Genomic DNA, 13075 nt, shown 5'->3' with positions numbered 1-13075 from the left:
TATATCAAAATATTAGTTTTGCGTATTATAGGTAAGAGTAATAAAAGATAAATAAACGAATAATTGAAATTTTAAATTGTTTTTATTAGAGAGTAGAAGATGAAATTATGAATACGACCATAAGTTTGAAGGGTATTCGCCCAAGCGGTGACTCAATAGTCATTGGATTATATTCTTCTATTTACATAGATGCTGTTTTAAAAGTTAATTTGAGTAATGCATTAGACGGAGATGAGACTAACGCAATAGATATTCCTCAAATTGCTGAGCGTCTTGCTTTTATGCTTAAACGTTGCGAAAAAGATAGCGAGATTGAGGAGCATCCTGCTATAGCTTTAGAACTTATTGCTAAATCTGTTTTAAATTCTGCTATGCACACTTGGCAAATTAGTGAGGCTGATATTACTGTTCATGCTGCTTTAAGAAGCGAATATTACGGCATGAAAAGCACTGTTGACGATGTTTGTGTTACTTTGAATAGCGTTTCTAGAGAAGAGTTAAATTATTCGGAACGGCGTGTAGTTCCTGAGTCTCTTGCGCATGTTGCTGTTCGCAGTGGAAGCGTATCGGTTGACGATCTTGAGGAAGGCGAAATAGCAGATTACTACCGTTCTCTTATTGAGGAAGATAGAAAAGAAAAGCAACGCAAAGAAGATGAAGACGCTGTTGCAGCTGCTAAAGCTGCTGTTGATATTGCAAATTCTTTCGCAGATGATTATGAAAATAATGGAGATTCACAGTGCTCTTGTGGCGATGAATCTAAAAGTGTCAATTATGGCAATGAGCTTGTTAAAAGAGAAACTAAGTCTCCTTTGTTCCGCATATGTCCAACTCCGTTACAAACAACTGCAGTGATTTCTATGAAGGGTGTCGCGAAACAAGACACGCGTTCTGCTATGCTGAGAATAGTTGCAATGCTCGAGCAGGATAGAGAATCTCGCGTTGACGGTGTATCGGCATTATATGTTGCCAATATGCTTGATGCTGATTATTACGCGGCTGTATTTATTCTGTCTTCGGGTGGTGACGAGTATGAGCTGCTTCGCTTGCTTCGCGCTGTTGCTACTTTGTATAAAGATAAAGTGACTGTGCGAGTGCTGGGTACGCGTTCATATGGTGCTTCTGCTGCTGACACAAGAACTGTTGATGCAGAAAAATTGCCACAACAACTAGCGGAAATGGTGACGGTTGACCCTAAGGCGCCTGAACTTATGCCGTGGATGCAGATAGAGTCGGATGCTGCTTTGGACGATAACTCAGTTTCGTACTCATTAGCGTTTGCTTTTGATGCTCAAACTGTTGGGGTATACTCAGAGCAATGGCTTATAGGGGATGGTTGTTAATGAAAGCGTATCGCACACCTTGGTGGTATCTGGTACTAGGGTTACTGTTTGGCTTTGTGCTGGGCGCATTTCTAGTGTCGTCAACAGAGTCTAGTGCTATGTCGTTAGCAGGAGCTCCGTGGGTTGTTGTTGCAATTATGGTGATTGCTGGCTTAATAACTTTTGTTATGGCATTGCAAACTCATCAAAGTGTTGCCAACAACAAAGATAAGAATAAGAAGCATGTAAGTTCTCAATTTGCTGTTGCGGCTCTTATGCTGTCGAAGGCATTGGGAATGGCAGGTGCTATTTTGTCTGGCTGGTATGTTGGGCAATTGTTAATGAGTTTGCCACACAGTGAGATAATTCTGTATAACTCTGTTGTGCGTGAATGCTCTATTGCTGGCTTGGTGTGCTTTATTGATATGGTTGTTGGCATTTTAGGCGAGTGGCTCTGCCAGATTCCGCCTGAAGATGATTCTGAGTCTGTCAATAAGTCAAATCGTACGCCAGCAACATGCTAGTATTTGCTAGGCTCGTATTTACTAGCTATTAGTTTGCGTAGTTTTATGTAAGTTGCATCTTGCTTGAATTAAGTAGGTAAAAGTATTAAACGCTTTTGACGCAAGTTGCAACAAACGCTGGAATTTCAACGTTTGTAAGGATGGTATATTACTTTGGCTGAATTTATCTATCAGATGATTAAGGCGCGTAAATCGTATGGAGATCGTGTAATTCTCGACGATGTTACTTTAAGCTTCCTTCCGGGCGCAAAAATTGGTGTTGTGGGTCCGAACGGCATGGGTAAGTCGACGCTGCTGAAAATTATGGCCGGTTTGGAAAATGTGACCAACGGTGAAGCTTCTTTGACTCCTGGCTATACGGTAGGTATTTTGCAGCAGGAACCACCTCTTGATGACACTAAGACGGTTGGCGAAAACATTAAGATGGCTTTTGGTGAGATTGCGCAAAAAGTGGCGCGTTTTAACCAAATCGGCGAAGAAATGGCTAATCCAGACGCTGATTTTGATGCGTTAATGGAAGAAATGGGTAAGCTTCAGACTGAAATTGACGCTGCAAATGGTTGGGATTTGGATTCGCAGCTTGAGCAAGCTATGGACGCTTTGCAATGCCCAGACCCGGATTCTCCTGTTTCTGTGTGCTCTGGTGGTGAAAGGCGTCGAGTGGCATTGTGTAAGCTTCTTCTTGAAGCTCCAGATTTGCTACTTTTGGACGAGCCTACTAACCATTTGGATGCGGAATCTATTTTGTGGCTTGAACAGTTCTTGCACAAGTACGAGGGTGCTGTTATTGCTGTTACGCACGATCGCTACTTTATGGATAATGTTGCAGAGTGGATTTGCGAAGTTGACCGTGGTCAGCTTTATCCATATAAGGGCAATTACTCAACGTATTTGGAAACTAAAGCAAAGCGTATGGAAATCCAGGGTGCCAAGGATGCTAAGCTTGCTAAGCGTTTGAAGAATGAGCTTGATTGGGTGCGTAGCTCACCGAAGGCACGTCAGGCTAAGAACAAGGCTCGTTTGGAACGTTACGACCAAATGGAGCAAGAGGCACGTAATTCCAAGAAGCTTGATTTCTCTGAAATTCAAATTCCAGCAGGTCCACGTTTGGGCTCGCAAGTTTTGGAAGCAAAGCATATTCACAAGGCTTTTGGCGACCGTGTGCTAATCGACGACTTGTCGTTTACTTTGCCTCGTAACGGTATTGTTGGCGTGATTGGTCCAAACGGCGTTGGTAAATCTACGCTGTTCAAGACGATTGTGGGCTTGGAGCCTCTTTCTGGTGGCGAGTTGATTGTTGGAGACACTGTGAAGATTTCTTACGTGGATCAGAATCGTGCAGGATTGGATCCTAATAAGAACTTGTGGGAAGCTGTTTCAGGCGGACTCGATTTTATTGAGGTTGCAGGCGTTGAAATTCCTACTCGCGCATATGTTGCAAGCTTTGGATTTAAAGGTTCGGATCAGCAGAAACTTACGGGAGTGCTTTCTGGCGGTGAACGTAACCGTTTGAACTTGGCTTTGACTCTTAAGCAGGGTGGAAACTTGCTGCTCCTCGATGAGCCTACTAACGATTTGGATGTTGAGACTTTGGAAAGCTTGGAAAACGCTTTACTTGATTTCCCAGGCTGCGCTGTTGTGGTTTCACACGATCGTTGGTTCCTCGACAGAGTTGCAACGCATATTCTTGCTTGGGAAGGCGACGACGAGAATCCTGCAAAATGGTACTGGTTCGAAGGTAACTTCCAAGCTTACGAAGAAAATAAGATTGCGCGCTTGGGTGAGGAAGCTGCTCGTCCGCATCGCTTGCACCGTAAGCTCACTCGCTAGTTGAGTTTTGTTTTCATTTATTGGCAGAAACATTTGCCGGTGATTTTTACGGCGTTTGCGCGACGACCTGCTTTCGCGCTTGGAGCGTAGTGCGCGAAAGCAACTCGGAGCGTGAGCTTGCATGGAAAGTCCACTGGACTTTCCATGCAAGCTCAGAAGCGAGCACTTATGGTGCGAGCGTCTTGGCGCTTTTTGACAACATTTGCCGTTATTGTGCCAGGCGTGTGCTAGGCTCGATTAGTTCACGTTTTGAAATTTAAGTTTTGAACACACATATTTTACGAAAGGCTATTGTGCCGCATACTCATCATGCTGCGTTCGCTCAAAAGCGAGGCGCGAAGAATACCAAGAATGATAAAAATACGAATAGTATAAACAATACGAATAATAAAAATAGTTATAAAACAAAAAAGCCTAAAAGCGCCAAAAATACTAGGAAATCAGCTGAAAAACGCAATCCTTTTGAGTATCAGGGGAGCCATAAAAATTATGGTTCTAATCACGAGTTCAATTCACGCAGGGAGCGCAATCGCAAAGCAGAAAAAGCTCGTCAAAAGACGCGCGAAAAAGCCTTGCGTTATGAAGAAGTAGCTATTGCGGATGCTGAACAAGATTTTGCTAAGCATAATATTGATAAAAATAATGTTGCTAAGCATAATAGTGCAAAATCTCATAATACAAAACAAAATTCTGCAATATCTTTGCACCCTACTTCGAAAAAGCAAAAGCAAGATTCTCATAACGCAACAATTATTCCAGACTCTGCCATTGAATCTCGTGAAAATTACCGTGACGATGTAACTTTTGCGCAACTTGGCGTTCCAGAGCCTTTAGTAGAGGTGTTGCGTGCGGATGGGAAAACCACTGCATTCCCAATTCAACAAGCAACGCTTCCCGATTCTTTACAAGGCGCGAATATCCTAGGGCGAGGTCGCACAGGAAGCGGTAAAACATTAGCATTTTCTATTCCACTTGTTGCACGTTTAGCTGAGAATTTTGTTGATTTAATTCATTCTGATAAAAACCGTAAGTCACGCGAGTCTAGCGATATTCCTGCTCCTAGAGCAATAATTCTTGCTCCAACTCGTGAACTTGTGCATCAAATTGATGACGTAATAGCGCCGCTTGCTGCAGCTTATGGCATGCGCACTGTGACAGTGTATGGAGGCGTGAGATACCAACGCCAAGTATCGCAGCTTAAGCAGGGCGCGCAGATTGTGCTTGCTTGCCCTGGTCGTTTGGAAGATTTGCTGCGTCAGGGAGCGCTTACGCTTGAAAAAGTAATGGTTAGCGTGCTCGACGAAGCAGACGAAATGGCGGATATGGGATTCCTTCCTGCTGTTACTAGACTTCTTGAGCAAGTTGCGCCAGATGGTCAACGCATGCTGTTTTCTGCAACGCTTGATAGGCAAGTTTCTACATTAGTTGAGCGTTTCCTTCCAAATGCTGTCGTCCATGCTGTGGATGATGCTGATTGCCAAGTTGATACTATGACGCATCATATTTTTGCTGTGTCAGCAGGGGATAAGTACGAAGTTTTGCGAAAGCTTGCTTCCGGAAAGAAACGTTCTATATTCTTTACGCGCACGAAATATCAAGCGAAGAATATGGCGAAAAAATTTGTGCAGCAAGGTATTCCTGCAGTCGATTTGCAAGGTAATTTGTCGCAGAATCAGCGAGATCGTCATTTGGCTGTGTTTGCTGAAGGCTTGGTACGTGTGTTGGTTGCTACGGACGTTGCTGCGCGAGGTATTGACATTAGCGACGTTGCATTAGTTGTGCAAACTGAGCCTCCTGAGGATCCTAAGTCTTTCTTGCATCGTTCGGGTCGCACTGCTCGAGCTGGTGAAGAAGGCGATGTTGTAACGCTTGTGCTTCCTAATCAAAAGCGCGCTGCCCATATGATGCTTCGCAAGGCTGGAATTCATGCGAAAGCTGAGGATGTGAATCCTGCTTCGCTAGTTTTAGATGAGATTGTGGGTGAAGCTGCTGAGCTTCAAGAAGGCTGGAGTATGCCGGAGCCGGAGCAGCAGAAGCGTAAGGGTCGTGGTCGCGGTCGTGGACGTGGGCAACGCAGTGGGCGCGGGCGTGAGAGTGAGCGTGACGAGCGTAACGGTCGCAGCAGTCGTAATGAGCACGGTGAACGTAGTGAACGCAACGAACGCAGTTGGCGCGGTAAACGTGGCGAGCGTGGTAGTCGTGTTCATCACTTCGGTCGTTAGTTTGGCGGTATTGCGTAACGGTCGTAAGTTTGTTCGCTTTGCATAACAATCGTGAGCTTTAGAAACAAATGCTGTGTTTTTCCGGTATTTGTTTCAGCTTTAGTTTTCTTGTCTGTTGTGGCGCGGGGCTTGCATATTTCTCTCCTCGCGCTTTTATTTGCGCTATTCTTGTGCGTTTTGTCGATTTCGCAAATGATTATGTGTTTTTTTACAAAATTGTCCTGTTTTTTGTCGAAAGTATCGGCTGATTTGGTGTTTTTGACAAAAACAGTAGCAATACTACAAAAGTAAGCAGCAAGTTAGCCAGCGATAAGCAAGCGATAAGCGACTTAACAAGAAGCCGAGCTAGCAATTAAGCAAATAAGCAGTTAACCAGGCAGTTACGCAAGTCAATAGTCGGTTAAGCTAGTTACGTCAACTAGCAAATACTACTTAGATTGACCTTTACCAAATGCGCGCAGTTGCACGCCGTTCCAGTCAGCGCTTACGGTTAACGGAGTGGCTGCGTTCATGCCAGCTGTTTTTGCTGCAGATTGAACTGTGCTAGAACTTGGGGAACCTTCGCGACCTGGTTTTGGAGTAAGAACCCACATAGGCGCGTCATCGTCAAGCATATTTGTGGCATCCATAATGGTGTCCGCGAGCTCATCTTCATCGTCGCCGTCGCGCCACCAAATAATCACACCATCAACAGCAGCGTCGTAATCTTCATCTACCAACTCTTCGCCGGTAAGTTTCTCGATGCTTTCGCAAATTGTTTCGTCAACATCGTCATCCCAGAGCCATTGTTGCACAATGTCTCCTGGTTGGAATCCGAATTCCTGTGCATGCTGAAAAGCTATCTGTTCCACGTGATTCAATATATCAAAGCGTCACGAAGTGCGCACATTTGACGGCGTGTATTAAGTAATTTATTGTTTATCAATTACGACACACCAGGACACGCCTCAAAAATCGCGATTATGACACAAATCACTATATATAGGTGGTTATCTTTGCGTCTTGCCCTAGATATTGTGCATGAGTTGGGTTATAGTAGAGCGAGTCGTTAGAAATAGTTCCCATGTTTGCAACGAGAAAATTTGCTAGAAGGAACAGTGTTTAAGAAAGGTCTGTACCGATGCAGGTTTTGGAAGAAACTGCTGTCACAAGCGCAGAAAATTGTACGGATGATGTAGTTGAAGCTCCAGTTTCTCGTGTGCAGGTCGAAAAGCGCGATGGTCGCGTAGTTGATTTTGATCCGCTGAATATCATTATGGCAATTAAGGCTGCTTTTAAGGACTTAGGCAAGGAAGTCGGTCCGCAAGAAGAGCAGATGATTCGCGATATTTCAGATCATATTGAAGCTGAGATTCAGGATCGTTACAATGGTCCAGCAAAAATCGAAGATATTCAGACTTTGGTTGAGCACAGTCTTATTGAGAATCATCTTTACGAGGTTGCTCGCTGCTACACGAGCTACCGACTGAACCGAGATATCGACCGCGCTAAAGCTACCGATATCAACGAGGCTGTTAACCGCCTTGTAAATCGTGATGAGTCTCTTGTTCGCGAAAACGCAAATAAGGATTCCAATGTTTATGCAACTCAGCGCGATCTTCTTGCAGGCGCTGTTTCCAAGGCTTCTGCGTTCTCTATGCTTCCTCACGCAGTTTCTAACGCTCATATGAAGGGTGATATTCACTTCCACGACGCTGATTATTCGCCATTTACTTGCATGAGCAACTGCTCGCTTCCTGATTTTGGCGATATGCTTGCTAAGGGCTTTGCTCTTGGTAACGCAATGATGGATAGCCCAAAGTCTATTGGTACTGCTGCAACTCAGGTTACGCAAATTATTAAGGATATTGCTGGAGCGCAATATGGTGGTCAGACTGTTAATCGCGCTGACGAGATGCTTGAGCCTTATGCTAAGTGCGATTACGACAAAAATCTTGCTATGGCGCACGCTATGATTCCTGATTCCACGCCAATTCAAGTCGCAAAAGATATGATTGACGGCCTAAAAGCTCAGGAGCCTAAGAATCTTCATTGCTTGGACAGAGATCCACTTCCTGCTGATACTCCTTTTGACGAAAACTTGAGTGAGCTTGATCAGCTTCGTGAAGTTTATGCAAAGATTATGACGCGTAAAGCTATTTACGACGCTATGCAAACGATGGAATATCAAATTAATTCCAACCGTGTTTCTAACGGTCAGACTCCGTTCGTAACTGTTGGCTTTGGCTTGGGTACTTCTTGGTTTGCTCGCGAAATTCAGCGCGCTATTTTGCTTAACCGTATTCGTGGTCTCGGCAAAGATCGTCATACTGCAATCTTCCCTAAGCTTGTGTTTACTATTAAGCACGGTGTAAACGCAGACGCTGGCGACCCGAACTACGATTTGAAGCAGCTTGCGCTTGAGTGCTCTACTAAGCGCATGTATCCGGATGTTGTGTTCTACGAGAATATTATTAAGATTACTGGCTCCTTCAAGGCTCCTATGGGTTGCCGCTCATTCCTTCAGGGTTGGATTGATCCAAAGACCGGCAAGGACGTTGAAGACGGTCGTATGAATCTTGGCGTTGTAACTGTTAACATGCCACGTATTGCTCTTGAATCTCACGGCGATGTGACTCGCTTCTGGAAGCTTTTTGACGAGCGTATGGAAGTAGCTCACCAAGCTTTGCGATTCCGTATTATGCGTTGCAAGCAAGCAACTCCTGTAAACGCTCCAACGCTATTCCGTTACGGTGCTTTTGGTCGTTTGGAAGCTAACGAAAGTGTGGATCAGCTGTTCCGTAACGAGCGCGCTACAGTTTCGCTTGGTTACATTGGCTTGTACGAAACTACTGCAGTGTTCTTCGGCAAGGATTGGATGCAAGATCACAGCTGGAATGAGGAAGGCAAGGAGTTTGCGCTTTCTTTGGTTCGCCGCATGAATAAGCTTTGCCAGCAGTGGTCAAAGGCTGAAGGCTACCATTATTCTGTTTACTCAACTCCTGCTGAGTCTTTGACTGACCGCTTTAACCGTATGGATCGTCAGAAGTTCGGCCGCATTGAAGGCGTTACCGATCACGACTTCTACACTAATTCCTTCCATTACCCGGTTTGGTTGCAGCCAACTCCTATGGAGAAGCTTCGCTACGAGGTTGACTTCCCGTATCTTGCTTCCGGCGGCTTTATTAACTACTGCGAGTTCCCATGCTTGCAGGCGAATCCTAAGGCTTTGGAAGCTGTTTGGGATTACGCTTACAAGATTGGCATCGGTTACTTGGGTACGAATACGCCAATCGATCACTGCTTCGTTTGTGGATTCCAGGGCGATTTTGAGCCGACTAAAGAAGGCTTCCGTTGCCCGGAGTGCGGCAACAGCGACCCAGATAAGTGCAATGTGACTAAGCGTACTTGCGGCTACTTGGGCAATCCTGTTCAGCGCCCAATGGTTCACGGACGTCACGAAGAAATCGCTCACCGCGTAAAGCACATGTCTGGCGAAACTGGCCATGTGACTCTTAACAACGGTGAGTCTCGTGAATGGTATGAGGAAACAAAATAAACTTAGCTAATTTACTATGTTGAAACTTAGTAAAATAAGTATGACTAGATAATTTAGCTAAATAAATAGCTTTTCTTGTGTTTGTTGTTTGGTGATAATCTGGCCGTTAGAAATGTATTGCGTTTTGTGATTGCACTTTCTAACGGCTGGATTTATTTTATTTTCGCAAATTTGGTCGTTTATTTTTTAGTTGCTTATTCGGTTTGGAAGGGGGTTGGATATGGCTCGCATGAGTTTGCACGATTTTGCGCCTGCAGACGTGAATCGTGGACCGTGGATTCCTACCTCTCTTTCCAATAACCCTCGCGCAGGACAGTGGTCTAGTGAGCGCATGAGCCAGGGGATGATCGCCGATTACAAGCGTTTTTTGATGACTGACGGCGAGGGAATTCGTTGTTCGCTTTACGTTTCCGGCTGCCCGTTCCATTGCGTTGAGTGCTATAACGAGTCGATTTGGGATTTTCGCGCAGGTCATCCTTATACTCAAAAGCTTGAAGATCAAATCATGGAAGATTTGGCGCAGCCTTATGTGCAAGGTTTAACGCTTCTTGGCGGCGAGCCGCTGCTTAATACTGGCATTTTATTGCCTCTTTGCAAGCGTATTAGAAGCGAATTTGGTCATACGAAAGACATTTGGAGTTGGACTGGATACACTTGGGAAGAGCTTATGCGCAAAGGGGAGACGCCTGATAAGCTTGAGTTGCTACGTTACATTGATATTCTTGTTGACGGCCGTTATATGAAAGATTTGCACGATTCGCTGCTGCAATTCCGCGGCTCTAGTAATCAGCGAATTATTGACGTGCCAAAGTCGTTGGAAAATCCGCAAAATCCTCCTGTAATCTGGGAAAAGCTTCACGATCAGGAGCGTTTTATTCCGTCAATTTACGGAAAAGACCGCGCGCAAGGCGAAGGTGATGCTTCGTAATCCTATTGAATGCGCCACTCATACGATATATTTAACAATGTTTGTGGACGATTATAAGAATGCATACATATACACATGTTAAGCTAAATATAATTAACCTAGTAACATCTGTATTGCAAACTGTCAAAAGAATTATGCTAACTATGCTCATAAATACTGTAACTAAACGATATACAGTTGGGTATGTTTTTTCTTTGCATAAATATAAAAGATAGATTAGTAATATTAATAGGACGAATGCTTGAATGGTGAGACTAACAGTATTAATACAAGTGTTATCGTCTTTTAAGTCCTTCAATTGTTTAAAGAAATAAATAGCTGACGAAATATAACAAAGCAGCGTTATTGGCAGTAGAACTATGTGTTTGCTGTTCATATTGTTCCTCACATAATTATTGATATTAATTGGAAATTCTCACTGCAAGTCGACACGAATGCCTTTCTGCTGTGCTACAGCGCCAACTATCTTTGTGTTACTCATAAGTTTCTTCTTGGGTGTTGGCTTGAACTTGCAATGATAGTAAAAAAGACATGGATAATGCTACTGAGCAAGTAAGTATTCTATTAATAGCTTTTTTATATTCATGACAGTACCTCTTTATACATGCGAATATACATTTTTTTATTATATAATTTTTTATAAGATGAAATCAATCGTTGTTTATAATTTGAATGTGTAGAAGCACTTTTTCGTATGTGATTTGTCTGTATACTACTATGTCAAAGATTCATCTATTTATGCATTTGGTAATGAAGTAACTCAATACGGAAATGCGCCATGCGCAATAATTCAAATATGTATTTGAAGAAGTGATATTATTAAACCTACACATGACGTTATGTAGGGGAAGGGATGCAATGGCAGAAAAGCCGAAGAACAATTCACGAAAAATTAGCAATAATCCTCCTCGCGCATTGCGTACGATTCTGTTATCTTTAAAAAAGTACCGTTTTCTTGGCGTTTTAACAGTTGTTACTATTCTCGTTGAAGCTGCTATGCAAATTGAGATCCCTACAGTAATGTCAAATCTTATTGATTTTGGCATTATGTCACGTTCTCAAGAAGCTGTGCAATATTATGGTTTGCAATTGCTCATTTTTGCTGCAATTGCAATGATTACAGGCATTATTTCTGGTATTTGCTGCGCGCATTCTAGTGCTGGTTTTGGTAAAAATTTGCGCCACAACATGTTTTCACGCTTGCAAGGTTTAAGTTTTTCTGATTTAGATAAGTTTTCTAGCGGCACTGTTGTTACGCGTATGACTAGCGATGTGTCAAATGTGCAATTTGCTTACCAAATGATTATTCGCTCTGGTGTTCGCAGCGTTATGATTATCATCACTGCTTGGTGGTTTACTTTTTCAATTAGCCCTGCTATCTCGTGGGTTTTTCTTTCATTCGTGCCTATTGTTGGTGCAATTGGCGCTTTTGGTGCGAGTATAGTTGCTCCAGCATTTTCTCGAATTTATCGAATGATTGACGAGATGAATAATAGAGTTGGCGAGAATTTGCATAATATTCGCGTCGTAAAGTCTTATGTGCGTTCTGATTATGAAATAAGTCGTTTTACGCGTATTTCGCATAAAATCTATGATTATTTTATTAAAGCTGAGTATGTGTTAAATTGCAGTATTCCTTTGTTTAACTTATGTTTTTATTCTGGCATGCTGCTTATTGCGTGGTTGGCTTCGCACGAAATTGTGGCTTCAGGAAATAATCCTGCTTTTGGTTTAACAACGGGAAATCTTGCTGCATTAGTAGTGTATGCTTTGCAAATTTTGTTTGCTTTAGCGAATTTAGTTGCAGTTTTTGTAATGTCGTTAACAGCTCGAGCTTCGATGCATCGTATTTCACATGTTTTGCAATCTCGAAATACTGAAGTTGTTTCCAAGCATCCACTTACAAAGCTTTCTGACGCTTCTGTGCGTTTTGAAAATGTTTCGTTACGCTATCCTCAATCAGATAATACAGATGAATCCACTCCAGCAGAACAGGAAATTTTACATGATATAAATATATCTATTCCTTCTGGAGCAACTGTTGGCGTTGTTGGTGCAACGGGATCTGGAAAATCAAGTTTAGTGCAATTAATTGCAAGACTTTATGACGTAACTTCTGGCACTCTTTTTGTAGGCGGAAAAGATATTCGCGATTATGATTCTTCTAGTTTGCGTGAAGAAGTTGGTGTTGTTCTACAAAAAAATATTTTGTTTAGTGGCACAATTGCAGAAAATCTTCGCTGGGGTAGGGCGGAAGCAAGCGATAATGATTTGCGTCAAGCTTGCGAAATTGCTTGTGCTGATGAGTTTATTAAAGATTTACCAGACGGCTACAATACGCATATTGACCAGGGTGGTAAGAATGTTTCCGGTGGTCAGCGACAGCGTTTGTGCATTGCGCGCGCACTTTTGAGGAAGCCGAAAATTTTAATCCTCGACGACTCGATGAGTGCGGTTGATATGAAAACGGATAGTAAAATTCGCGATGGCTTGAAAAAGTTTATGCCTGATTCTACGCAAATTATCGTTGCTCAGCGCATATCTTCAATCGAACATGCGGATATTATTGTTGTTCTTAAAGATGGTCGTGTTGTTGCTAACGGTTCGCATGATGAATTATTTAAATCTTGTGAAATTTACAGAAATATGGCGGTTTCTCAAGAAAAAAGTCGCATAACTAGCGCAACTAAAGAAGAAGGAGCTAAATAACA

Annotated in this window: 8 protein-coding genes; 7 read left to right on the top strand and 1 reads right to left on the bottom strand. The window is 43.0% G+C overall.

Features of this window, described 5'->3' with window-relative positions:
- Positions 1-107: 107 nt before the first annotated feature.
- The 4 genes from DOD25_RS04245 to DOD25_RS04230 all read left to right on the top strand — a co-directional run bounded on the left by DOD25_RS04245 (position 108) and on the right by DOD25_RS04230 (position 5898).
- Positions 108-1343 carry a hypothetical protein gene (locus tag DOD25_RS04245; RefSeq protein WP_032842550.1) on the top strand — a complete coding sequence of 412 codons (1236 nt, stop codon included), beginning with the start codon at positions 108-110 and terminating at the stop codon, positions 1341-1343.
- On the top strand, positions 1343-1846 hold the full coding sequence (locus DOD25_RS04240) for a DUF3180 domain-containing protein (protein ID WP_032835493.1): 504 nt from the start codon (positions 1343-1345) through the stop codon (positions 1844-1846). Before DOD25_RS04245 ends, DOD25_RS04240 begins: the two co-directional genes overlap by 1 nt.
- Before the next feature lie 153 nt (positions 1847-1999).
- The gene (gene ettA, locus DOD25_RS04235; protein WP_004118724.1) at positions 2000-3676 is read left to right on the top strand and encodes an energy-dependent translational throttle protein EttA; all 1677 of its coding nucleotides are present in this window, start codon (positions 2000-2002) and stop codon (positions 3674-3676) included.
- Positions 3677-3969: 293 nt separating this feature from the next.
- The gene (locus tag DOD25_RS04230; RefSeq protein ID WP_112928787.1) at positions 3970-5898 is read left to right on the top strand and encodes a DEAD/DEAH box helicase; all 1929 of its coding nucleotides are present in this window, start codon (positions 3970-3972) and stop codon (positions 5896-5898) included.
- 428 nt (positions 5899-6326) lie between these two features.
- Here DOD25_RS04230 and DOD25_RS04225 read toward each other — a convergent pair whose 3' ends face one another.
- Positions 6327-6749, bottom strand: a complete 423-nt coding sequence (locus DOD25_RS04225; protein WP_004107331.1) for a DUF3052 domain-containing protein — start codon at positions 6747-6749, stop codon at positions 6327-6329.
- 269 nt (positions 6750-7018) lie between these two features.
- On the opposite strand from DOD25_RS04225, the gene nrdD reads away from it, so the two are divergent.
- From nrdD to DOD25_RS04210, 3 genes are all read left to right on the top strand, one after another.
- Positions 7019-9436: an anaerobic ribonucleoside-triphosphate reductase gene (gene nrdD / locus DOD25_RS04220; RefSeq protein ID WP_004118729.1), complete on the top strand. Its 2418-nt coding sequence runs from the start codon at positions 7019-7021 to the stop codon at positions 9434-9436.
- Positions 9437-9656: 220 nt separating this feature from the next.
- A complete protein-coding gene (gene nrdG / locus DOD25_RS04215; protein WP_082851874.1) occupies positions 9657-10364 on the top strand; it encodes an anaerobic ribonucleoside-triphosphate reductase activating protein in 708 nt (235 codons plus the stop codon).
- An 858-nt stretch (positions 10365-11222) separates the two neighbouring features.
- On the top strand, positions 11223-13073 hold the full coding sequence (locus DOD25_RS04210) for an ABC transporter ATP-binding protein (RefSeq protein WP_101892127.1): 1851 nt from the start codon (positions 11223-11225) through the stop codon (positions 13071-13073).
- The last annotated feature ends 2 nt before the right edge of the window (positions 13074-13075 follow it).

This window comes from Gardnerella leopoldii (assembly GCF_003293675.1).
In the GTDB taxonomy this organism is placed as follows: domain Bacteria; phylum Actinomycetota; class Actinomycetes; order Actinomycetales; family Bifidobacteriaceae; genus Bifidobacterium; species Bifidobacterium leopoldii.
Note: the sequence above shows the minus strand (reverse complement) of the source record. Positions and strands in the feature narration are given on the sequence as shown.